This window comes from Bacillus sp. SW14, from assembly GCF_047608225.1.
In the GTDB taxonomy this organism is placed as follows: domain Bacteria; phylum Bacillota; class Bacilli; order Bacillales; family Bacillaceae; genus Bacillus; species Bacillus subtilis_G.
The window spans coordinates 1,808,533-1,831,326 of record NZ_JBLKRW010000001.1 but is presented as its reverse complement, the minus strand read 5'-3'; the positions used below and the strand labels follow the sequence as shown (position 1 = coordinate 1,831,326).

Below are 22,794 nucleotides of genomic sequence, written 5' to 3'. Positions count from 1 at the left end.
TATGGGACTGACCCCATAAAATGAGACAAATAAAAAACACCTTCAAGTTTGAAAACGGATCGTTGTTATCCGAAATTAGACTTGGAGGTGTTTTTTCTATGGGGACAAGAGTGAGTTATCCGCTTGAAGTGAAACAGAAGGCTGTAGAAATGAGATTGGCAGGCGTACCTATGAAAGAGATCATGCAGGAGTTGAATATCAAAAATAATACGCAGATTAAGACATGGGTCAGATGGTATAAGGCTGGTGATACACATCGATTTGAACAGCCTGTTGGTAAGCAATACACTTATGGAAAAGGTCCGGAGTATTCTTCCGAATTAGAGAAACTGCAGGCAGAGAATCGTTACCTGAGACAACAGAATGAAGTTTTAAAAAAGTACAACGAATTGGAAAGGAAGTTGATAGCCAAACGTCAGTCGAACTTGTAGAAGTATTGCACCGATCAATGACCGTACAAGATATCTGTTTTCATTTAGGTATCTCCCGAGCGTCTTATTATCGTTGGAAGAAGAATCTGACGAAGGATCAACCTAAACAGCATTTAGAAAGACAAATCGGCATGTTGTGCCGAGAGCACAAGTATCGATATGGATATCGAAAAATTACAGCTATATTAAAAAAGGGAATGTGTATTAACCATAAAACGGTTCAGCGTATTATGCAGAAAAATCAGTGGCAGTGCCGGGTTAAGGTGAAAAAGCGCAAGAAGAATGGGCAGCCATATGCCGTGGTCGATAATATATTAGATCGGAACTTTCAGTCTGATCATCCTCTTGAAAAACTAGTAACGGACATCACGTATTTGCCTTATGGACAGAAGCAATTGTACCTTTCCAGTATATTGGATGTATACAATGGAGAAGTGATTGCTTTTACGATTGGAGATAAGCAGGACACAGACTTTGTCTTACACACACTTGATCAACTGCCAACACTGCCTGAGAACTGCGTGTTACATAGTGACCAAGGATCTGTGTATACATCTTACGAGTATCAGAAAGCTGTTAAAACAAAAGGCATTACCATGAGCATGTCCCGCAAAGGGACGCCCGCTGATAATGCCTCCATCGAATCGTTTCATTCCTCACTAAAGTCTGAAACGTTCTATCTTAACAGCATTGATCGAACCACGACCGCCATCGTAGAACGCACTGTCAAAGAATACATTTATTATTATAACAATATTCGAATTCAAACGAAACTAAACAGCCAATCACCGATAAGCTATCGGCAATTGGCTGTTTGAAAGGTGTTTTGATCCCTGTCTCAAAAACGGGGGTCAGTCCCATATAGCTTGAGTTTTTTATTGTTTTATTTTCGTATGTTTTTGTGCAAAATATCTAAGACACTCCTCAGCTCAGAAACAGGTATTTGACCAGGTGCCGACGCCTCTTCTCCGGCGCCAAAAGTACAAGCTGATCCAAAAACCTCGCCGCTCAGTCTGCTGATTAGTCCTGTTGCAGCCATGGACATTGTAATGATTGGACGGTTTGCATATTTTGTTTTCATTGTATACGTTGCATCAAGCAGCGTTAAGAGATCCCTTGTATCATTCGGCATGACAGCCATTTTTGGAATATGCGCCCCTAAATCCTGCATTTTTCGAAGTCTCGAAAGAATTTCATCTTTCACAGGCGTTTTCTCAAAATCATGATTTGACATCACCACATAGACATTATGTTCTTCTGCCAGCGATACTAACGCTTTCACATTTGCATCTCCTGAAAATAATTCAATGTCAATAAGATCGATGTCTTTTGTCTGGACTGCCGCTTCCAGCAAGGCAATATATGAGCTTTCATCCATTTCCATACTGCCCCCTTCTTTATGGGTTCTGAAGGTAAATAGAAACAGCTTGTCAGCTAAAGACTCCCGAAGCTTAGAAATCATCTGTGTGACAGCTTCTTTGTCGTTTGCTTTTTCAAATAGGTCGACTCGCCACTCCACAATGTCCGGGTCCAGTAATTTTACAGCTTCTGCTTCGTTCAAAATTTGTTTTTCCGTTTTTCCCATCAACGGAATGATGATTTTCGGCATCCCTTCTCCGATGGAAACTCCTTTGATTGTTAACACGTTCACTCATCTCAAATCCTTTCAATCGTTACCTTGTTTTATTATACACGCACAACTATTTTTTGAAAATTCCTATTATATGAAAGGTAACTAAAAAAGACCCTGAGGGCCACTTTTAGTTTAAAGAGATGGGGTTTGGAGCAGCAGGTACCGGAATAGCACCTGATACGTCATACCTGCCGATTTTTTTTGTTCTGGTTTCCGTAAAGGTCACCTTTGTAAAACCAAATTCCTTTGCTGTTAAAAGAAGTCCTTCAAGCATTAAGATACCAGCAATAGAATCGTCAACTCCTGAGTCTTTTGAGAAGTGGATATATAAGTGTTTCTTTTTCTTCGTTACAGATTTGACAGCTCCCGCTTGAAAAAGAGGTGTTGTATCTTGTTGGTTGCTCGATTCCATTTCCTTAATCGCTTCTTTTACCGTATCAAATGTTTTTTCTGATGGTACGAGAAAGTCTTGTCCTTGTTTATTTCGGTACAAATAGTAGGCTCTTTTCGACTTTTTGGGAATCGAAATTTCCGTAAAAGTGCCATATGAGCCAATACGGATGCCACCATCGTTTTGATCCGATAAAAATTTGATTTTTTCATAAGGACTCCATTTTAAAGATTCTTTCAGCAATTTTTTTAACAGTGTATCATCTTTTACAGAAAAATCCTGAACCGGCTGATGGACTCGTATACTTAATTCCTTCTGGTTTGGTTTTTCCTTTACCTCTATTTCATCTATGAAGGATGGGATCGTAATGGCATGATCCAAAATACCCAGTTCACTGCTTTCAAACAACATCTCCTGTATCGTTTGGTCTTCGTTTGTTTTTTTGATGCTGAGAGGTATAATTGCGGATGTTTCGGCATCAGCAATCGCTACAGTGATGTAATTGTTCTGTTCCTTTTCAGAAACAACATACGATGTCTGATCCAAGGATGATGCAGCCTTTGGGCTGTCTGCTGTCTCAGTTTTCGTCACAGCGTTCTCTTGGGACGCTTCTTTTTGTTGAGGTTGTGCCTGATCAAAGAATTGAGGAGAAATAATGAAGGCGATATAAACCGCAATTGCAGTGGCACACGCGGGGCCAATCCACCTAATAGCTGGCTTTTTTTTGATTTTTGCCATCGTCAGCCGCTTGTAAATATCTTGGGGCGAACGATGGTCTTTAACTGCCGGAAGTTGACTTAACAACTCCTTTATCTGCTCTTCGTTCCAATCTGACTTCATCATCCATTAGCTCCTCCCTCAAAAGCTCCATATGTTTCCGAAGTACTTTGAGCCCTCTGTGTTGGGTCGTTTTGACTTTGCTTTCCGAGAAGCGCAGAGCATTGGCTGTTTCCTGTATTGAATATCCCTGAATAAACCGCAAGATAATCACAGCTCTTTGATCGATCGTACATTGATCAAGCGCAGCATAAATTTCCCGGACATTTTCATTTTGAACCGCAAGTTCATCCGGAAGCAATTGCTGATCTCTGACATCCTGTGTATCCCAATCAAATGTGCCGAGTATACGCTGTCTGATCGTCTGCTGTTTACGGAACCAATCTATCGCAACATGGCGCGCGACAGACAAAAGCCATGTTTTTTCACTGCTTCTTCCTTCAAACGTATGATAAGAATGTAATACCCGGATATAAACCTCCTGAAGAAGATCTTCAGCCTGGTTTTTATCCTTTACCATATAAAATAAAAACTGGTATAAATCTTGATGATAAGTATCATATAACAATTGAAAGGTTTCTTCCATTTGAAACCCCTCCGTTCACTTTTTTGTCGTATTAATAGCTTGAAAAGTTACATTACAACTATATTACGAGAAACTGGAATTTGGAAGGGAATTTATATTAACATATCCTTAAATTTTATTAATATTGGCTTTTAAAAAAACACCCGCTAAGATCAGCGGGTGTTTCTTATGGAACAAGATTCTTCGGCAAATTCAGACTTGATTTTATGGTTTTGTCGGAATATAAAATGTAAATGTCGTTCCTTTATCCATTCGGCTGTGCACCGTAATTGACCCGTTGTGGGCCTCCACGATATTTTTAACAATAGCCAGCCCAAGTCCGGTTCCTGCTCTGCCTCTTGTCCTCGCTTTATCTGCCTTATAGAACCGCTCAAAGATAAAAGGGAGATCTTCTTCCGGTATACCGGATCCAGAGTCTTTGATATCGATTTTCAATCCATCCTTCACAGAATGGACTTCAATAGAAACACTGCCGCCGGATGAAGTATGCCGCAGCGCGTTATCGACCAAATTGGTAAATACCTGCTCCATCTTGTCTTCATCAAACATAAATTCCTCTTCTATGAGAGAAACGTCTTGATGTAAAGCGATATTTTTTTCTTTAGCAACGCCGGAAAATTTCCGGATGATCTTCTCTAAAAATTCATTAACATTGATTTTTTCATAATGCAAGCCTGTATGGCCTGATTCCATTCGGGCTAAATCAAGCAGATCGTTGACTAAGCGACCCATTCGCAGCGATTCATCATAAATAATTTGAGCAATTTCTTTTCGGTCTTCTTCAGAGCTTGCAATGTCATCGACAATCGCTTCACTGTATCCCTGAAGCATGGAAATCGGTGTTCTCAACTCATGACTGACATTTGCGATAAAATCCTCACGCAGCTTATCAAGGCGTCGTTCTTCCGTCATATCGCGCAGCACGGCAACCGCTCCTCTGACATGCGCTTCCGCATAAAGCGGCGACATCAAAAGCACCCATGATCTGCCTTGCAGCGTCATTTCTATCATTTGTTCTTTTTCGGTGCTGACAGCGTTTTGGAACAGCTCTTTTGCTTCAGGCGGAAGATTATCCCCTTCTTTAATATTCATGTTCTGCTCATAATACCAAGCTTGAAGAAAACGTTCAGCCGGCGGGTTTGTCACAAGAATCGTACCGTCAATATTAATGGTAATGACCCCGTCAGCCATACTGCTCAAAATATTAGAAAGCTGCTCTTTTTCTTGATTGAGCGCATTAATATGAAAGTTAAGCTGCCGCCCCATTTGATTAAAAGCAGTTGCCAGTTCACCGATTTCATCCTGAGTTAAAATTGGGATTTTTGTATCAAACTTGCCCTTAGCCAAGTCCTGTGCGCCCTCTCTCATTTTTCGAAGCGGATACGTGACCCTGCTTGATAAGAAGAAAGCGAAAAACGTGGTCAGTACAATCGCAATCCCCGCGGCCAGAAAAATATAGCGGGTCGTGTGTTTTGTTGTATCTTTAACGGCAAGCAAAGACTGGGATAAAAAGACCATGCCTTTCTTTCCGTCTTTTTCATACGGGACACCTACAATCAGACGCTCATTATCCGTGTCTGTATCGCTCAGCCCCGATCGTTTGCTTACTTTTTTATGATCTTGGAGAGCTTGATTTAAGTCATTGTCATGCTGTATTTGCTCAACCGTAATAGACGACAGGCGATTTTTATCATTCGGAGAATACCAATACTGTTTCTCATCTTGAATGATTGCAATGCTTGTTAAGTTATCAGCGAGCTCCCAAGTGATTGATCTTGCCAGCGCCTGGTCCTCGTGATTTTCTAAGATGACAGCAACTTTATTCGCAAGCTGTGTTAAATCATTCTCGGCTTCTTCCACATGGTAATTTTCAATAAACTCCAACAAAAGAACCGTTAAAATAAATAATACGATCAAAACGAGTGAAAGGATCGTAAACCACAGCTTGCCTACTACGCTTTTCCAAAATTTCATTCAGCGCCTACCTCAAATTTATAGCCTACACCCCATACGGTGACAATTTTTTTCGCAGCTTCCGGGGATACCTTGTTCAGCTTCTCTCTCAGGCGTTTAACATGAGTGTCCACTGTCCGCAGATCACCAAAAAACTCATATTGCCACACTTCTTTGAGAAGCTTTTCCCGATCATACACTTTGTCAGGAGTTTTCGCTAAGAAGTGTAGGAGCTCATACTCTTTCGGCGTTAGGCTTACTTCTGTTCCCTCAGCCGTTACGCGGTGGGCATCATGGTCAATGGACAGATGTGAAAACACAAGCACATTTTTCGTCGGTGTATTGGCATTGATATAAGAGGTTTGGGATGCTCTTCTCAAAAGGGCCTTTACCCGCAGCACGACTTCTCTCGGGCTGAACGGCTTGACAATATAATCATCTGTTCCCGCTTCAAACCCCTGCACCCGATTTGTTTCTTCTCCTTTTGCGGTCAGCATGATGATTGGTGTCGCTTTTTTTTCCCGAAGTTGCCGGCACACTTCAATTCCATCAGTCCCCGGCATCATCAGATCAAGCAAAATCAAGTCATAATTGGCTTCAAGTCCTTTGGCAATGGCTTCATCACCATTTTCCGCTTCGTCTATGACATAATTTTCACGTTCCAGATACATTCTTAAAAGGCGGCGAATTCTGGCTTCGTCATCAACTACTAATATTTTGGTTTCGTTCGTTTGGTCCATCGTTTTCCCCCTGCTTTCCTTCTGTTACTTTCATTTTATCAAATCGTGAGAAAGTTTGAGAACTGTGTCGCTTTCTTAGGACTAAGCATAAGAATGAAGTCCGGCAAGCACTAGATTTACGAATATTAAATTAAACATAATAATAGCAAAACCGATTACGGCCAGCCATGCTGACTTCTCACCGTGCCAGCCTCTTGACAGTCTTAAATGCAAATACGCGGCATAAAACAAAAAGGTGATCAGCGCCCATACTTCCTTCGGGTCCCAGCCCCAAAATCTGGTCCACGCGAGCTGAGCCCAAATCATTGCAAAGATCAGCGCGCCGAGCGTAAAGATCGGAAACCCGATTGATACGGCCCTGTACCCAACCTCATCCACCAGATCAAGATTGACGTTTTTCACAAGCGGATGTAAAAGGGCACTGATTCTTTTTCTGATAATCAGACGAAGCGCACCGTACAAAACCAGCCCTGCGCCAAATGACCAAATGACAGTGTTCACCTTTCTGCCTGAGAAAAGAGCAGGAAGCTCAACAAGCGGCTCCATTTTCTCCTCGGTCAAAAGCTCTCCCTGATGCGGGCCGACAAGCGCAGGCATTTCGTACACCATCACGCTTTTTTCCTTATTTTTATCCACCCAGTTGAACTCCGCCTCATAGCCTGCAAGACGAAATGCTGATGTGATCAAAATAAAAGCGGCGGTTGTGACGAGGATAAACATAATCGCTTCAAGCCAGAAGGTTTTTTTGCTGCGTTTTGTCTGGTCTACATGCTTCAAAAGAAAGATGACACCTGCGACAAAGCTGATGGCAAGTATAGCTTGCCCAAGCGCGGCCGTTGTTACGTGAATATACAGCCAATTGCTCTGCAGGGATGGAATTAATGGCGAGATATCCGTCGGAAACATGCTGGCGTATGCAATCAGCAATAAAGCGATTGACAGCGTAAACAAGCCTAATGAAGGCAATCTATAGATAAAATAAAGAATAATAAACGCTAAAACGAGCATCATGCCAAAGGCGGTGGTGAATTCAAACATATTGCTGACAGGCGCATGGCCGCTGGCAGCCCACCTTGTGCTGAAATATCCAAGGTGGCAAAGAAAACCGATAATAGAAAGAGTGATTCCAATGTTGGCCCATCGGTTTGGCTTGCCCTTTTGATCTTTATTTCCTCGTATGGCCCCGCCGAAAATCGGGACAGCGATTAAATACACAAGAAAGGCCGCATAAAGAAAATTTCCGCTCAGCTCTGCCATGTCATCACTCCCTTTTCGCCTATTTCTGTATTTTGATTCATTCTTTTTGGTCCGCCGGTTCAGTCAGTCCGGAATCAGCCAATGCAAATGCTAAATCCTTCTTAAGGCCATACCAGTTTTTATTGGTATGCGCCGCCACCATAACTGCCCCGCCCTGTGAGCGCAGCCAGATTCTTCGGTGCTGCCAGTACATTCCTTGAATGACACCGATCATAAAAATAGCTCCGCCGACGGCAAGCACCCAAAGTGTCAGATCCTTTCTGACTGTAAGTCCGGTAATGCTTTTCGTTTCGACATGGTCAAATTTCAGCTTGTATTTATTGCTGCCGGAGCCTTCGATTGTTTCTTGGATGGCGACAAAGCTCTTTTCACCCTTCGGTTTGTCCGGTGTTATGACATTAAAGACAAAAGCCGGATTGTTAGGGATCTTTGTTTTCGTGCTCGGTTCCCCGTCCTGATTAAAATAGAAGTCGGGCAGGTAGCTGGCGATTTCAATTTTGTAACCGTTGCCAAGATCATAAACCGAATTTGGATCCAAAAGGTTGATCTTCATGCTCCCAAAGGATTTTTTTGTTTTTTTGTCTATAAGCTGAAACACCATTTGATCAAGCTGATTCTCTTTATAATCCACCTGGTAAACGGAAAAAGAATCAAAACGCAGCGGCTGATTGACTCGGATATCCTCTTCTGATACTTTTTTCAGTTTTGGCTTCTCACCGTAAACAATTTTTCCTTCTCTCTTGTAGAGTACGGCATCTGTTTGAAAGTTCTTTGCCACTTTCCCGTCCCCGACTCTGTCAATGGCATCTGCGAATACCTTTTTTTCCGTTTTACTGTTATAGGTCTCTACGCTGAATTGATTGTTTTTTAAATAATATTTACCGTCTGTTCCCGGTATTGCCTCGGTCTCGCCTTCTCTGACCCAAAGTGTCTCATCAACGTACATGCCAGGCACAAATCTCAGCATCGCACCAATCAGAAAGATAATCAATCCAATGTGGTTGACATACGGGCCCCAGCGGGAAAAACGCCCTTTTTCGGCAAGAATGCTACCCTCTTTTTCTCTGATTCTATAATGCTTTTTCTTTAAGAGAGCTACAACCTTTTCTTTTGCTTCCCCATCCAATCCAGTATCCGTTTCACTGAACAAGCGCTGCCTTCTTAAAAAAGCAGGACTCCTTTTGACACCTTGTTTCTTTAACGCCCTGTACAACGGAATGACCCGATCGAGGCTGCAAATCACGAGTGAAATGCCGATCGAGGCGATAAGCAGCAAATACCACCAAGAACCATATAAATGATGAAATCCGAGCAAATAATAAAGCTGACCAAATGTGCCATACTGCTCTTTGTAATAGGTGTCAGCCTGTGCGCCCGGAGGCAAATAGGCTTCTTGGGGAAAAATGGTGCCGAATGCTGATGCAGCAAGGGTTATCATGATAAGCCAGATTCCAACCTTAACCGAAGAAAAGAAATTCCAAATTTTATCAATAATCGTTTTGTTATAAGTTTGTGAACGCCTTGCGCTTCCGTCATATCTCATATCAGCAAGCGGAGGCTGAGTGTCTTGGAGAGCTCTTCCGCACGATTCACATAGAACGGTTCCGACCGGGTTTACATGTCCGCATTCACATTTGACTTGCTTCATCCCGAAGTCTCTCCGGGTTTTATCAGATTCATATAATCATGGATCATGCTTTCTGTCATAGTGCCGGTCACCACCTTGACAACTTTTCCTTCCGGATTGATTAAAAAGGTTGTCGGAAGCGGAGATACGTCATAGGCATCAAGCACTTGGCGATCTGTATCCAGAACAACCGGGAAATTGACTCCGTAGGATTTCATAAAATTATGTACTGCTATCTTTGACTCCCCAACATTTACCGCGACAACTTCAATACCTTTGTCTTTAAAATGCTTATATTGGTTCGCCATATAAGGAAATTCTTTTTTGCACGGTTCACACCATGTACCCCAGAAATTCAAAAAAACACCTTTCCCTTTTAAATCTCTGAGCTCGATACGCTTCCCATTCGTATCTTCAAGGACAAAATTCGGTGCGTCGGACCCTTCGGATATGCTCTCTTTGCCGGCAAATACAGCATTGTAAATCGTATAGCCAAGCGCGCAGATTAAAACGAGAAGGATGCCGGTCCGAATGAATAAACGCCTTTTTTTCTTCATTGTCCACTGCCCCCTTCCCCCTATTGCAGATCCATTCAATTATATCATTGCACATTCATTTCACATTTCTACTTTTTGAAGGTTATGTGAAATTTAGAAAGCGTTTTTACCGTGCTCCGCCAGCGCTCTGAGTCTTTTGACTTCATGCGGCGTAAGTTCTCTGGCATCTCCCGTGTGCAAGCCTCGCAGGTTTAAAAACGCGTATTCTTCGCGCTTCAGCTTGATTACCTCATGCCCGATCGCTTCGAACATGCGGCGCACCTGTCTGTTGCGTCCTTCATGAATTGTCAGCTGAATAATGCTTGTCTGCTTTTTCTTATCCAAAGACAGAAGCTTCGCTTTAGCAGGCGCCGTTTTGCCTTCTTCCAGCATAATTCCACGCTCCATCTTTCTGAGCAGCTCTTTAGGCGGAATGCCTTTCACCTTCGCCACGTATGTTTTGTCTATTTCATATTTAGGATGCATCAGCTTATTGGCAAACTCGCCGTCATTGGTTAAAAGCAAAAGACCGCTCGTATCATAATCCAAACGCCCGATCGGATAAATGCGCTGCGGGACTTCTTTAAAAAAGTCTGTCACGACTTTGCGTCCTTTGTCATCTTGGGCTGCAGAAATAACGCCTCTTGGTTTATATAAGAGAAAGTAAACCGGCTCCTCACGTTCAACCTTTAACCCGTTTACCTCAACCTGATCAGAACCGGTGACCTTAACACCAAGCTCTGTTACTACTTTGCCGTTCACCTTTACTTTTCCTTCTTTAATCAGCTCTTCTGCCTTTCTGCGCGATGCAAATCCGGCATGAGCAATCACTTTTTGCAGTCTTTCCATGTCTTTCACCTCAAGTATTATCTTACTTTTTTCGACCTGAACAAACAAGCTTTTTCAGACTGTATGCGCCCAATCTAAAAAAACGCCGTTTTCAGGCGCCCCCAAATAATAACGTAACGATGATGATAGATGCAACTACACCGATTAAATCAGCAAGAAGTCCCACCTTTAATGCATCACCCATTTTTTTAATGCCGACTGCCCCGAAGTACACAGTCAGCACATAAAGCGTTGTATCCGTTGACCCCTGCATAACGGATGCCAGTCTGCCAATGAAGGAGTCCGGCCCGTAAACTGCAATTATATCGGTTGTCATACCGAGTGCAGCCGTACCGGAGATCGGGCGGATCAGGGCAAGCGGAACCACCTCAGCGGGTATACCGATAGCGGAGAAAACCGGTTTTAAAAGGTCCATTATAAAATCAAGCGCGCCTGATGATCTGAAAACAGTAATGGCGACAAGCATTCCGACTAAGTAGGGGATAATGGAAAAGGCGATCTCTATGCCTTCTTTTCCGCCTTCTACAAAGGATTCATATGTGGGAACCTTTTTGATTGTTCCATAAAGAAGAATGCCGGCAATAATGATCGGAATCATGGCTAAAGACAGCCAATTAATGATTTCCATCCGCTCACCTTCCCTTCTTTTTGCGGCGGTAATAAAAATACCTGTCAATGATAATGGCGCCGATTCCAGAAATGAGGGTCGCCAAAATACTTGGTCCGACGATATCTGTCGGTGTTTTGGAGGAATAAGCCATTCGGACAGCGATTACGGTTGTCGGAATGAGAGTAATGCAGGACGTATTGACAGCTAAAAAAGTAATCATCGACCGGCTTGCTTCCGATCGGTTTCCATTCAGCTTTTTCATTTGCTCCATTGCTTTAATGCCAAGCGGAGTTGCCGCATTCCCAAGGCCGAAGAAGTTCGCCATGAGATTAGATAAAATGTAGCCCATCGCCGGGTGATCCGGAGGGATATCCGGGAACAGCTTAGATATAAAAGGCCTGCACATCCGGCTGAAAATATCCAAAAGCCCTGACTGCTCGGCTATTTTCATTAAGCCAAGCCAGAAAACAAGCACGCTCATCAGCCCGAATGAGATCGTAACGGCTTCCTTTGCCCCCTTAAACACAGCTTCATTTACATCTTGCAAGGTTCCGTTGCACATCGCAAAAACAAGTCCGATCACAGTTAAGCTGACCCATATTATATTGACCATTTTGCCCCGCCAGCCGCATTCAGAAAGATTGATTTGAACGTTTCAAAAAATTGTTTCTTCGGTTTTTGATTTCGTTCATTTTCATAATAGATCGGCACTTTTGCGATGGTTTCATCGTTAAACATGATCTTCATGTGCCCTACGATGTCGGGAATCTTTGAGGCGTCTTTTTCCCATGCTTTTTTCGGTTTAAGCAGCGTGGTTTGAATGTTGACATCTTCTTTTTCCTCTTCAGTCAGCAAATAGGTGATGTCCCGTTTAATAAAAGCCTTAGATTCATAAAATGTGCCATTCAGCTTTGGAATGTCCCCTTTTTTCGCGATTAAATAGGTTTGATAATGATTAAACACATAGTTAAACATTTTCATATGATCATCCCAATCGTCAGGATCATTGATAGTCACGGCTATCAGGTCAATGCTATCCTTTGTGGCTGTTGAGACCAGTGTCCGTTTTGCAAGTTTTGTATAGCCTGTTTTCCCTCCTGTGCTGTATCGATAAAGCATCGTCAGCAGTTTATTTTTGTTTTTCCAAACGCTTTCCATCGTTTCTGCTCTGTATACTTTTGTGCCTGAAATTTTTTGATAGTCTTTCAGCTTCATAGCGTATTTGGTTAAAATGGCCATATCAAAGGCTGTTGAATAATGGTTTTTGTGGTCGTCCAATCCGTGCGGGTTTTGAAAACAGGTATTCTCCATGCCAAGCTGCTCGGCTTTTTGATTCATCATATAAACAAATCCATCAAGACTTCCGCCGACATGTTCAGCAATCGCAACAGCGGCGTCGTTTCCTGATCTCAGCATGAGGCCGTACACAAGATCTTTTAGTTTCACTTTTTGGCCTTCTGTTAAATAAATGGCAGAGCCTTCTGTTCTGACAGCATTTGCCGAAACCGTCACCGTTTCATCCATTTTGCCGGATTCGATGGCGAGAACAGCCGTCATGATTTTTGTGATGCTTGCAATCCGCCTTTTTTCATGCTCGCTTTTGGCAAATAACACCCGGCCTGACGCTCCATCAATGACAATCGCACTTTTTGCACTGACATCTATAGCAGCATGTGCTGTGTTCACATTTACATTTGCAAAAAGAAAAGAAATTATAACCATGAATACTGCGTTTTTGAAAATGCGCATGTTTGCTCACGTCCTTGTGGTGGTTTGTACAAGTTTATGCGCATGTCCACCAGTTATGAATACCAATTATAGATCTGCAGGCAAACATAAAAAAACTCTCCCTGAAAAAGGGAGAGTAAACGTTATCTGATTGGCGCCATGCTTGATCCGGACGCTTCGTAATGAGCCAGCTCTTCTCTCATTCTCAGAAAGGCTGCGCTCAGCGGCAATAATAATTGCTCAAGCGACGCAGGAACAGCATGGTAAAACTCAATTGCGCTGACTCCGGTATAAGACGCCCGGCTATTTTCACACCACGTGTCCTTTTTGGGCATAAAGAACTCTTCAATGCATTGGTGATACACCTTGTAAAGTGTTTTTCCCGCTCTGGCTTCTTGAAAAGGCTCCTGCATCAGGAGACGGCGGCACGCTTCTGCGCCTCCTTCACAATATACTGTCATTCTTCTCAGAGTGCTCAGCACATCACAGCAGTATCCTTTCTCAATAGGCAATTCAGCCTGCAAGGACGCAAGCGTTGTTTGGTTTAGGTAATCGTTAACAGTATTGACAACCATTGATAAGAATTCGTCTGTTTTTTGAGTCTGCGCTCGCACAATCGAATGTCTCATTTCGTTTGGTATCTTCCCCTCATGTCTTTGTCTCTCACATTTTGCTTCTTTCATAATAGCTTCTTTCCTTATATCTTATGTTGATGAAAAATCGCGATTCATTAAACATCTATTTTATATCTTCGAAGGTTTGGTTAAAGTTTTCAAAAAATAAATCTGCTTCTTCTTGAAGAACGTCTTCTTCCGCATTTTCAGGCAGCGGCGGAAGCTCGTCCAGCGTTTTCAAACCGAATTGTTCAAGAAAAGTCGGCGTGGTGCCGTATAATATGGCCCGTCCCGGACCGTCAGCCCGTCCAACTTCACACAATAAAGCCTTCGCGACGAGGCTATGTAAAATCCGCTCTGATTTCACGCCTCTGATTTCTTCAATTTCTGCTCTGGTAATCGGCTGTTTATAAGAAACAATGGCCAGCACTTCTAATGAAGCTTGAGAAAGGCCCTTTGACGGCACTTCTATTAGTTTTTTCAAATACGGCGCAAAGGCTTTTTTGGTAGAGAGCATGTACGTATCTGCATATGTAATAAGTTCAATGCCCCTTGCATCCCCGCGGTATTCTTCCGCCACATCCGCCATAATGGTGTTCAGTTCAGGCTCTTCGATTTCAAGCACTGTTAACAGCTGCTTTTTTGTGAGCCCTTCATCGCCTGCCGCATAAAGAAGGGCTTCCACTATAGCTTTCCAATTCACGATATCAAGCCCCATGAATGGATTCACTCCCCGTAATGTAAATATCTGAAAAATTGTGCTCCTGTTCAATGAGAATCCGCTGATTCTTCATCAGCTCGAGAACAGCTAGAAAAGTTACAACCAAATGGTCTTTTTGCTCATACGGAAACAGCTCCATAAAGTTGATTCTCGTTCCTCTTGATTTCAGGCTGTGCACGATTTCGTTCATTCTGTCTTCGATTGGTATTTCTTGTCTGGTAATTGTTGTTTCCATCGGTTTTGTTATTTTTTTGCGTTTCAGCACTTTTTGAAAAGCCCCGATCATGTCATAGACCGTGACTGAGAGCTTTTGCTCAGACTGTTTGACTTCTTTTGCATATTCACTCAAATCACTCGGCGGTTTCGTGAACGATTTTTGTCTTTCTTCTTCCCGTTCTTTTAAATCCTTCGCCGCATCTTTATATTTTCTATACTCAATCAGCTTTTCAATCAGTTCCTCCCGCGGATCCTCTTCTTCAAGTAATTCATCTTCAAAAAGCTCCTCCTCTTGCTTCGGGAGCAGCATTCTGCTTTTAATGCTGAGCAGCGTGGCAGCCATGACCAAATACTCGCTGGCAATATCGAGCTCAAGCACACGCATCGTATGTACATATAATAAATATTGTTCAGTGATCTTTGCCACAGGGATATCATATATGTCAATTTCAAGACGATTGATTAAATGAAGCAGCAGGTCCAATGGGCCCTCAAACGTATCAATTTTCACTTGATATTCTTCCATCATCTCACCATTTTCAAGTATCACTCTCATTGCCGGATAAACTGGCTATCCTTTAGTATAAGCCACCAAAAAGCTCTCGTCCAATACTATTTCATTTCCTGTTTTAAAGCTATTTGTACAGAAAATTCAAAACAATAAAGGAGTTGCGAGAAAGACCCCCGCGGCGGTTTCCCTTTCAATTGTCGTGATAAACAAAGAATCAATCAGGGCTGAGCGTTTTTTTCTTTTATTCTTCCTATGTTACACTGAAAGCAGATTAAAGGAGGAAGCATCGTGTACCCGAAAGCTTATATCGATTATCTCGTTGAGTTTCACGCAACACGGGATTATTTTGAATGCCATGAAATTTTAGAAGAATATTGGAAGGAAGACCCTCCAAATCAACGAAAAATGTATTGGGTCGGCTTTATTCAGCTTGCGGTTGCTTTGTATCATCATAGAAGGCAGAATACAGCCGGTGCAAAAAGACTGATGGCGAACAGCATCCGGATTCTTCAAGCCGAAAAACAAGCGGTCGAAGACTTGGGACTTGATCATAGCCGTTTACTCGAGCTTATGCAGTCGGTTTACGAACAAATCGAAATGGGATCTTCCTATAAAAGCATCATGCTGCCGATCAAAGATGAAAAGCTGGAGGAAACATGCCGCATTGAATGTCAGAAAACAGAGTACACATGGGGGCAGCCCAGCACAATCACCGACACATTTCTTATTGACAAGCACCGTTTGCGGGATCGGACTGAGGTCATCCTTGAGCGTGAAAAAGAGATAGAACGGAGAAAAAAAAGCAGAGGCTGATGACAGCCTCTGCTTAATTATTGTATGAAATGTCTTGATCCTGCTGATCTTGACAACGTTCGAAAAAGCTCTGCGTTAATTCATTCGGAACCAGTATCTGCGTTTTGAATAAATGCTTTAAAGCATCCATCATCTGTTTTCCGATTCCTTGATGGCGATGAGAAGGATTCACACTGATATGCCGGATTTCAACCTCGGAATCCTTTTTTTCGACTCCGATTGCTCCGACGATATCCTCGTCCTCTTTCCAAAGAAAGAGCTGGCGGTCTGTATCCGTTTCGTAGTCCTTAATTGTCTGCTGAAGCTGCTTAAGGTCTTTTTCATTCGGCATGAACGAAAGAAGCCCCATCGCAATCTTTTCAAACGATTTTTTATAACGAATTAACATAAAAACCCCTCTATATCCAAAATGTCCAGTCTGGCTATTAACGGATACGAATAGGTGATCCGTTTTCTCACATTATATCATTTTCGCCATATTTTTAAACTGTTTTCAACAAATTATTCAAATGAACGGTTTAAATTTGCCATTTCTATGGCAGAAACAGCGCAATCTACACCTTTGTTGCCTGCTTTCGTGCCGGCACGCTCAATAGCCTGCTCGATGTTTTCAGTGGTGACAATGCCAAAGATGACAGGTACGCCTGTCGTGTTTGCTGTTTGCGCGATGCCTTTTGCAGCTTCATTGCAAACATAATCATAATGTGTCGTTGCACCTCTGATAACAGTGCCCAATGTGATAATCGCGTCATATTTTTTTGTTTCCGCCATTTTTTTGGCGGCAAACGGTATTTCAAATGCGCCTGGAACCCAAGCCACATCAATATCATTTGTGTCTACGCCGTGTCTGAGCAACGCATCTTCTGCACCGCTTAGCAGCTTGCTTGTAATAAAATCATTAAATCTTCCTACTACGATTCCGATTTTAAGACCTGTACCAACTAAGTTTCCTTGTATGATATTCATATGATTCCCATCCTTTTTTGTGATATTTGTGATTAGAAATGAAGCAAATGACCCAGTTTATTCATTTTGGTTTGTAAATATTTTTTATTGTGCTCTTTTGCCTCCATTTGAAGGGGCACTCTTTCTGAAATGCTGAGTCCATAGCCTTCAAGACCGGCGATTTTTCGCGGATTATTCGTCAGAAGCCTCATATTCCGCACACCGAGATCGCGTAACATTTGTGCCCCGATGCCATAGTTGCGAAGGTCCGGTAAGAACCCGAGCGCTTCATTGGCTTCTACGGTATCATAGCCTTGTTCCTGAAGCTTATAAGCTTTTAATTTATTGATTAAACCGATGCCTCGGCCTTCTTGGCGCAAATACAAGAGCACTCCCCGCCCTTCTGCGGCAATTTGCGCCAGCGCGGCGTGCAGCTGCGGGCCACAGTCACAGCGATGAGATCCAAACACGTCACCTGTGAGACATTCTGAATGAACCCGGACCAATACCGGTTCTTCACCGAACGGCACGTCTCCCATCACAAATGCGACATGCTCTTTTCCGTCTACCTCATTTGTGTATCCGTAAACCTTAAATGTGCCAAAATCAGTAGGCAGCGTAATGTCGACTTCCCGCTCGACAAGTGTTGTCAGGTTGTAACGGTATTGAATCAAATCTTTAATCGTGATCATTTTTAATTGATGCTTTTTCGCAATTTCAATGAGCTCGGGCACTCTTGCCATCGTTCCGTCTTCATTCATAATTTCACAAATGACGCCGGCTCCTTGGGATCCGCAGGCTTCAGCAAGGTCAACAGCAGCTTCTGTATGGCCCGCTCTTTTCAGGACACCTCCTTTTTTCGCAATGAGCGGAAAAATGTGCCCCGGACGCTGAAAATCAGACGGCACGGATTTGCTGTCCAGCAATGCTTGAACGGTAAAAGATCTTTCTTGAGCACTGATACCCGTTTTCGTTTTGCGGTGGTCAATGCTTACCGTAAATGCAGTATGATGAGAATCTGTATTGTGCTCAACCATTGGGTGAAGATCAAGCTTGTCCGCGATTTCCTCACTAAGCGGCGTGCAAATCAGTCCTCTTCCGTGGGTCGCCATAAAGTTAATGACTTCTGGGGTTGCATGCTCGGCAAGAGCGACAAAGTCTCCTTCATTTTCTCTGTCTTCATCATCTACAACGATGATGACTTCGCCTTTTTTTAAAGCGTCTAGCGCTTCTTCTATTGGATGAAACATGCGAATCTTCCTCTCTAAAAGCCGTTTTCGCTTAAGAAGGCTTTTGTAATGGTTTGTTGGGTCTTATTTTCACTGGCTTTATGCAGAAAACGATACATATATTTTCCGATCATATCGCATTCGATATTCACTGTAGAGCCAATCGTTTTATCTGAAAAAATCGTTTCGCTGATAGTATGCGGTATTAAAGAAATTGTCACTGTATCTTCTGACAGGCCGAATATGGTCAAGCTTACACCATCCACGGTAATGGATCCCTTTAAAACCAATGTTTTTGTTAAAGACGGGTCCATCTTTAAATCATAGTAAACAGCGTTAGATTTCTCTTCAATTCGTGTAATTTCAGCAGTTCCGTCAACATGTCCTGAGACGAAATGGCCTCCGAATCGGCCGTTTGCCGCCATCGCTCTTTCCAAATTTACTTTGCTTCCTTTTGATAATTCATTCAGTGAGGTCGCTTTGACTGTTTCAGGCATTACATCTACTGTGAATTGATTTTTTGTAAAATCGGTGACAGTCAGGCAAATGCCGTTCACCGCAATGCTGTCGCCCAGATGAACATCCTCTAGTATCTTTGAGCATTTGATTGTCAAGGCCATTGAATGCCCTGCTTTTTTCATCGATTCGATTGTGCCTGTTTCTTCTATAATTCCTGTAAACATGGTCACCATCCTACTCGTTTATCGGTTTTGCCGTCAGTTTGATATCACGGCCGATTTGGGTTATATCAGTGAATTGCAATAAGGGGACATCTTTCATTGATTGAAAACCTTCACCGGAGATTAAGCTGGGAGCATGCGTTCCTCCGATTAGTTTAGGGGCAAAATAGAAGATGATTTCTTGAAAACAGCCTTCTTGGACAAAGCTTCCGTGAACAGCAGAACCGCCTTCCACATACACAGACATAATGCCTTCTTCTGCAAGGATTTTCAGAACATCAGGAACTTGAATGTGATCTGTTTCAAACGTAAATATGTTCACTCCCAAAGCTGAAAGCCGTTTTTTCTTTTCCTCGTCTGCGCGTGCCGTTGTGAAAATCCATGTCGGCGCTTCCTGATCGCAAATCACTCGGGCGTCCTCAGGAATCGAGAGTTCGGTGTCAAGGATCACCCGAACCGGCTGTTTTGCCACATTCGGCAGCCTGCAGGTTAAACTCGGATCATCGGCTTTCACGGTGCCAACTCCGACTAAAATGCTTTGGTGTGTTTTCCTGTATTGCTGAGCATCCTGTCTTGCAGCCTCTGACGTGATCCATTTGCTCTCGCCCGTGCTAGTGGCTGTCTTTCCGTCAAGACTGGCGGCAGCTTTTAGTGTGACGTAAGGGAGGCCTGTCCTCATGAAGTGCAGGAATTTTTCATTCAGCTTCTCCGCCTGGTCTGCCAAGATGCCTTCCTTTACTTCAATACCGGCTTCTTCAATCATGTTGACTCCTCTTCCAGCCACAAGCGGATTAGGGTCTCTCATCGCCACAAACACTCTTTTGATTCCAGAGTTGACAATCAGCTCTGCACATGGCGGTGTTTTTCCGTAATGGCTGCACGGTTCGAGTGTCACGTAAATATCAGCACCCTTTGCGTGGGAGCCGGCCATATGGATGGCATGAACTTCTGCATGAGCTTCCCCATATTTTAAATGGGCGCCCATTCCGACAATTTGTCCGTCTTTTACCACAACAGCGCCGACGAGCGGATTAGAATCGGTCTGTCCTTCGCCCTGCTTCGCAAGATCTAATGCCAGCTTCATATAATACTCTTCCATTTATTTCCCTCCCCTCTTTTATTGATTTACCGTCAAAAAAGCCCCGAATTTATGAAAAATCCGGGGCTTTAGGTATTTTACGCAATAAGAAATAACACTATGCATTTTTGAACCATTTGCATAGCGGCTCATCATCCTTCTCCCATCCAGACTCTCACTGTCGGCTTCAGCTTAAACTGAATCCACCGCGCGCTGATGCACACGGGTCACGGGCTCTAAAGCGCATTCGCTTTACTACCGCCGGTCGGGATTTCCACCCTGCCCCGAAGGATACAATCTTTATTCATTTGTCCTTATTGGCTATTATAGCGATCCTTCTTAAAGTACGCAATGAAATAAACTTACAATTTGAGAAAACAAAACATCACCCTTCAATCCGAAAGGTGATGTTTTGTTAATCATTCACTTTGGCAACTTTAATTAATCCGTCGATCCGCTTTGATTTGCTGAAGTATGCCTTAATCTTGTCGCCTTCTTCTATATCAGACAAATCCTGATTTAATTTTTTTCCATTGAAGATGATTTTCGTACCGTTTTCGGCTTCTCCATGATATTCAGAGCCGTCAATTTCCGTCACTTTATATTCCTGAATGGTGTATTCCTCTTCTTCCGAGGACAAGGTTTGTCCAATTGCTGTCGGAACATCCTTCAGCTCAACGCCATTTATGTACATATAACCGCCTGCAAGTAGAAGCAAAAGCACTAACAGAATGGTAATCTTGGTTTTTATTCTTCCCATTTTTAAACCTCCAGCCGATATGAATCTATTCATTCATATGAGTTATTCCACTTTTTCATGAATAAAAAACCGTCATTTCTCGTAAATTATTAATATAACGGTGCATAACGAGAATATGTTTCACCTTTCTGCAATTTCTTTTCTATAGTTATACGAATTTATGTTCTGGTTTTGGGGGATGAATATAAAAAAGAAATAAAAAAAGCAGCCCCTGTTCGGAAGCTGCTCGATCCTAATTTGTTTTACGCATTTCGTTAAATGGGAAGAAAACAAACTTTGACGTGCCGGCAATTTGTTTTTTTGTGAAGAGGCCAAGCCCGTTTCGGCTGTCCATTGAGTTCCGCCGATTATCCCCCATCACAAAATACTTGTCATCAGGCACTTTCACCGGGCCGAAATCATCGGTCAGATGGTCATAATTGTCCTGTTTTGCTCTCTTTTTATTAGCTGCCAAATAAGGCTCGGCCACCTTTTTCCCATTGATATAAAGCTGGTCGTTCTTCATTTCAACCGTATCTCCAGGCAGGCCGATAATCCGTTTGACATAGTGAACATCCTCCCCGTTTAATACGACGATGTCTCCTCTATCAAACTCACCGATGTACTTGATTGTCATGTTGACAAAGACTCTTTCCCGGTTATGAAGTGTTGGATACATAGAGTCACCGTCAACGACATACGGCGCAAAAATAAAATGGCGGATGAGCAAAGCGAGAACGACAGCAATCACAATTGCTTTTGCCCATTCTAACATTGTTTTTTTCTTCGAAACATTTTCTGATTTCAACTGATTTCCTCCAATAAACAACGGTCTTCAAATTTATGTTATCACGAATCGAAAAGAAATCCTATCAGGACCATTGACATGATTTTATACTCTATTAATCTTCATCTTCTACCCAAATCATGCCTAACTTTTTCTTGTCAGCCACAACCAGCCCTGCATCAAATGTCGCTTGGGAAATTGGAGTCCAGCTGCTTAGTTCAACATAACCGGACTGAACAACAACATCAGCATTTGTATAATACGTAGGCACATCCGCAAAGTAATCAAAAAAATAATCGCATAATTCAGAAGCAATGGACTTGGATGAAAGAGTGAACTCGTATGCTAAATCTTTAGATAGGATATAAGTCACGAGGTGACGGGCAGTCTGTTCATCTACTGCATTCCATTGATCGCCAAGTTCATGATACCCATAGCACTTGACAAAATGATTCACGTCATGAAGGGTACTGGAATGTTTACGGCAGCCTATTTCACAGGTGATATAACCGGCATCCCGTTTGGCTTTCAGGATGTGTTTAAAATCATTGAAGCTCGAAAACATGGATCAGCCCCCAAAAAACAAATCCAATATGTTGCCGGCTGTTGAGGATTCTTTATTATAAAACTCTGAATATCCGCAATTCTTGCAGTACACCACTAGAAAACGGTTATGCTGCACGTCAAACAACTTTGACAATCCCGTGCCGGTTGTGGCGATTTCTTTTTGGCCTGCTTCAGTGCTTCCGCATTTTATACAGCCTTTGTTGTTCATAACGCCAAACTCCTTTTCATCACATTACGTTTGTTTTTGATTTATTTTACTACAAAATACCATTTTTATGAACGATGTAAATTTAAAGTTTTCTTAATTTTACATATGAACTCCACACAAAAAATCCCATTATGCAAGCTTGAATTGGAAGCGAATACGCATGACTCGCTAAACAAGATGCAATGATTAAGAATCTATCACCTTTGCACGACATCATATAAAAGATAATTATTTTTACCAATAAGTTTACGCTTAACGCCTCTAGCACTAATACATATAAAAAATAAAATAATATGAAAGGAGACTCGATAGTGTGATTGTTTATCCTATCAATATAAACAACATTTCCGGAAACAGCGTAGTGAACGTAGGCGGCGCTTTTATGATCAGGCCATTAACTGTGTCCAAATCTGTGTCTGGTTCCGGCGGCTCGAATACGGGAATTGTCATTGAAAACAACTTTGTAAGCCAAACTAATTAACCATCAATTTACTGATTAGAACGTGACCAAAATATTTTAATTACATTTCATCATGAAACACTCGCCGCAATGTCTTCACTTCAACCT

At 42.5% G+C, this 22,794-nt stretch carries 26 protein-coding genes, 2 pseudogenes and 1 riboswitch; of the genes and pseudogenes, 4 read left to right on the top strand and 24 right to left on the bottom strand.

Features of this window, described 5'->3' with window-relative positions:
- Nucleotides 1-98: 98 nt before the first annotated feature.
- A protein-coding gene (locus tag ACMX2I_RS09520; RefSeq protein WP_414955925.1) for an IS3 family transposase occupies nucleotides 99-1,249 on the top strand; the annotation gives its coding sequence in 2 pieces (ribosomal slippage) (nucleotides 99-372 and nucleotides 372-1,249; 1,152 coding nt in all).
- 65 nt (nucleotides 1,250-1,314) lie between these two features.
- On the opposite strand, the gene aroD is transcribed toward ACMX2I_RS09520, so the two are convergent.
- The 15 genes from aroD to scpA form a co-directional block, all read right to left on the bottom strand.
- A complete protein-coding gene (gene aroD / locus ACMX2I_RS09515) occupies nucleotides 1,315-2,082 on the bottom strand; it encodes a type I 3-dehydroquinate dehydratase (protein ID WP_414956780.1) in 768 nt (255 codons plus the stop codon).
- Between the two features lie 109 nt (nucleotides 2,083-2,191).
- Entirely contained in the window at nucleotides 2,192-3,298 is a 1,107-nt protein-coding gene (locus tag ACMX2I_RS09510) for a sigma-X negative effector (protein ID WP_414956779.1), read from the bottom strand.
- Nucleotides 3,234-3,818 (bottom strand): RNA polymerase sigma factor SigX, encoded by a 585-nt coding sequence (gene sigX, locus ACMX2I_RS09505; RefSeq protein WP_202327357.1) that lies wholly within the window; start codon nucleotides 3,816-3,818, stop codon nucleotides 3,234-3,236. The genes ACMX2I_RS09510 and sigX overlap by 65 nt, the downstream gene beginning before the upstream one ends.
- A 204-nt stretch (nucleotides 3,819-4,022) precedes the next feature.
- The gene (resE, locus tag ACMX2I_RS09500) at nucleotides 4,023-5,792 is read right to left on the bottom strand and encodes a sensor histidine kinase ResE (RefSeq protein ID WP_202327355.1); all 1,770 of its coding nucleotides are present in this window, start codon (nucleotides 5,790-5,792) and stop codon (nucleotides 4,023-4,025) included.
- A complete protein-coding gene (gene resD / locus ACMX2I_RS09495) occupies nucleotides 5,789-6,511 on the bottom strand; it encodes a DNA-binding response regulator ResD (RefSeq protein WP_087990574.1) in 723 nt (240 codons plus the stop codon). Before resD ends, resE begins: the two co-directional genes overlap by 4 nt.
- A gap of 81 nt (nucleotides 6,512-6,592) precedes the next feature.
- Nucleotides 6,593-7,768, bottom strand: coding sequence for a cytochrome c biogenesis protein ResC (gene resC / locus ACMX2I_RS09490; RefSeq protein ID WP_414956778.1), 1,176 nt, complete (start codon nucleotides 7,766-7,768; stop codon nucleotides 6,593-6,595).
- Between the two features lie 37 nt (nucleotides 7,769-7,805).
- Nucleotides 7,806-9,416 carry a cytochrome c biogenesis protein ResB gene (resB, locus tag ACMX2I_RS09485; protein WP_414956777.1) on the bottom strand — a complete coding sequence of 537 codons (1,611 nt, stop codon included), beginning with the start codon at nucleotides 9,414-9,416 and terminating at the stop codon, nucleotides 7,806-7,808.
- Nucleotides 9,413-9,952: a thiol-disulfide oxidoreductase ResA gene (gene resA, locus ACMX2I_RS09480; RefSeq protein ID WP_414956776.1), complete on the bottom strand. Its 540-nt coding sequence runs from the start codon at nucleotides 9,950-9,952 to the stop codon at nucleotides 9,413-9,415. Before resA ends, resB begins: the two co-directional genes overlap by 4 nt.
- A 93-nt stretch (nucleotides 9,953-10,045) precedes the next feature.
- Complete coding sequence (gene rluB, locus ACMX2I_RS09475; RefSeq protein ID WP_087990578.1) at nucleotides 10,046-10,780, bottom strand: 23S rRNA pseudouridine(2605) synthase RluB; 735 nt, start codon at nucleotides 10,778-10,780, stop codon at nucleotides 10,046-10,048.
- A 91-nt stretch (nucleotides 10,781-10,871) separates the two neighbouring features.
- A complete protein-coding gene (spmB, locus tag ACMX2I_RS09470; protein ID WP_087990579.1) occupies nucleotides 10,872-11,408 on the bottom strand; it encodes a spore maturation protein SpmB in 537 nt (178 codons plus the stop codon).
- A gap of 4 nt (nucleotides 11,409-11,412) precedes the next feature.
- A complete protein-coding gene (spmA, locus tag ACMX2I_RS09465) occupies nucleotides 11,413-12,003 on the bottom strand; it encodes a spore maturation protein SpmA (protein WP_024121904.1) in 591 nt (196 codons plus the stop codon).
- Nucleotides 11,991-13,139 (bottom strand): D-alanyl-D-alanine carboxypeptidase family protein, encoded by a 1,149-nt coding sequence (locus ACMX2I_RS09460; protein WP_414956775.1) that lies wholly within the window; start codon nucleotides 13,137-13,139, stop codon nucleotides 11,991-11,993. Before ACMX2I_RS09460 ends, spmA begins: the two co-directional genes overlap by 13 nt.
- Nucleotides 13,140-13,261: 122 nt before the next feature.
- Nucleotides 13,262-13,801 (bottom strand): YpuI family protein, encoded by a 540-nt coding sequence (locus tag ACMX2I_RS09455; protein ID WP_087990581.1) that lies wholly within the window; start codon nucleotides 13,799-13,801, stop codon nucleotides 13,262-13,264.
- 55 nt (nucleotides 13,802-13,856) lie between these two features.
- A complete protein-coding gene (scpB, locus tag ACMX2I_RS09450) occupies nucleotides 13,857-14,450 on the bottom strand; it encodes an SMC-Scp complex subunit ScpB (RefSeq protein ID WP_087990582.1) in 594 nt (197 codons plus the stop codon).
- Entirely contained in the window at nucleotides 14,440-15,195 is a 756-nt protein-coding gene (scpA, locus tag ACMX2I_RS09445; protein WP_202327346.1) for a segregation/condensation protein A, read from the bottom strand. Before scpA ends, scpB begins: the two co-directional genes overlap by 11 nt.
- Nucleotides 15,196-15,468: 273 nt before the next feature.
- On the opposite strand from scpA, the gene ACMX2I_RS09440 reads away from it, so the two are divergent.
- Nucleotides 15,469-15,993, top strand: coding sequence for a DUF309 domain-containing protein (locus ACMX2I_RS09440; RefSeq protein WP_202327340.1), 525 nt, complete (start codon nucleotides 15,469-15,471; stop codon nucleotides 15,991-15,993).
- A gap of 13 nt (nucleotides 15,994-16,006) precedes the next feature.
- On the opposite strand, the gene ribT is transcribed toward ACMX2I_RS09440, so the two are convergent.
- The 8 genes from ribT to ACMX2I_RS09400 all read right to left on the bottom strand — a co-directional run bounded on the left by ribT (nucleotide 16,007) and on the right by ACMX2I_RS09400 (nucleotide 21,824).
- On the bottom strand, nucleotides 16,007-16,381 hold the full coding sequence (gene ribT / locus ACMX2I_RS09435; RefSeq protein WP_087990585.1) for a GNAT family N-acetyltransferase RibT: 375 nt from the start codon (nucleotides 16,379-16,381) through the stop codon (nucleotides 16,007-16,009).
- 113 nt (nucleotides 16,382-16,494) lie between these two features.
- Nucleotides 16,495-16,959, bottom strand: coding sequence for a 6,7-dimethyl-8-ribityllumazine synthase (gene ribH / locus ACMX2I_RS09430; RefSeq protein WP_202327339.1), 465 nt, complete (start codon nucleotides 16,957-16,959; stop codon nucleotides 16,495-16,497).
- A 32-nt stretch (nucleotides 16,960-16,991) separates the two neighbouring features.
- A complete protein-coding gene (locus ACMX2I_RS09425; RefSeq protein WP_414956774.1) occupies nucleotides 16,992-18,188 on the bottom strand; it encodes a bifunctional 3,4-dihydroxy-2-butanone-4-phosphate synthase/GTP cyclohydrolase II in 1,197 nt (398 codons plus the stop codon).
- A 14-nt stretch (nucleotides 18,189-18,202) separates the two neighbouring features.
- Complete coding sequence (ribE, locus tag ACMX2I_RS09420; protein WP_268551272.1) at nucleotides 18,203-18,850, bottom strand: riboflavin synthase subunit alpha; 648 nt, start codon at nucleotides 18,848-18,850, stop codon at nucleotides 18,203-18,205.
- A gap of 10 nt (nucleotides 18,851-18,860) precedes the next feature.
- Nucleotides 18,861-19,946, bottom strand: a complete 1,086-nt coding sequence (gene ribD / locus ACMX2I_RS09415; protein WP_414956773.1) for a bifunctional diaminohydroxyphosphoribosylaminopyrimidine deaminase/5-amino-6-(5-phosphoribosylamino)uracil reductase RibD — start codon at nucleotides 19,944-19,946, stop codon at nucleotides 18,861-18,863.
- A 130-nt stretch (nucleotides 19,947-20,076) separates the two neighbouring features.
- Nucleotides 20,077-20,221, bottom strand: a riboswitch (FMN riboswitch).
- 119 nt (nucleotides 20,222-20,340) lie between these two features.
- Complete coding sequence (locus tag ACMX2I_RS09410) at nucleotides 20,341-20,685, bottom strand: hypothetical protein (protein ID WP_087990589.1); 345 nt, start codon at nucleotides 20,683-20,685, stop codon at nucleotides 20,341-20,343.
- Nucleotides 20,686-20,917: 232 nt separating this feature from the next.
- Nucleotides 20,918-21,472, bottom strand: a complete 555-nt coding sequence (gene sipS / locus ACMX2I_RS09405; protein ID WP_414956772.1) for a signal peptidase I sipS — start codon at nucleotides 21,470-21,472, stop codon at nucleotides 20,918-20,920.
- A 94-nt stretch (nucleotides 21,473-21,566) separates the two neighbouring features.
- A complete protein-coding gene (locus ACMX2I_RS09400) occupies nucleotides 21,567-21,824 on the bottom strand; it encodes a hypothetical protein (RefSeq protein WP_202327334.1) in 258 nt (85 codons plus the stop codon).
- A 15-nt stretch (nucleotides 21,825-21,839) separates the two neighbouring features.
- On the opposite strand from ACMX2I_RS09400, the pseudogene ACMX2I_RS09395 reads away from it, so the two are divergent.
- A pseudogene (locus ACMX2I_RS09395) lies at nucleotides 21,840-22,077 on the top strand (hypothetical protein).
- Here the strand turns inward: ACMX2I_RS09395 and ACMX2I_RS09390 are convergent.
- Entirely contained in the window at nucleotides 22,020-22,226 is a 207-nt protein-coding gene (locus ACMX2I_RS09390) for a zinc ribbon domain-containing protein (RefSeq protein WP_003223929.1), read from the bottom strand. The pseudogene ACMX2I_RS09395 and the gene ACMX2I_RS09390 overlap by 58 nt on opposite strands.
- Before the next feature lie 313 nt (nucleotides 22,227-22,539).
- Here ACMX2I_RS09390 and ACMX2I_RS09385 point away from each other — a divergent pair.
- Nucleotides 22,540-22,726 (top strand): annotated as a pseudogene (locus ACMX2I_RS09385) (spore germination protein).
- Nucleotides 22,727-22,794: the final 68 nt, after the last annotated feature.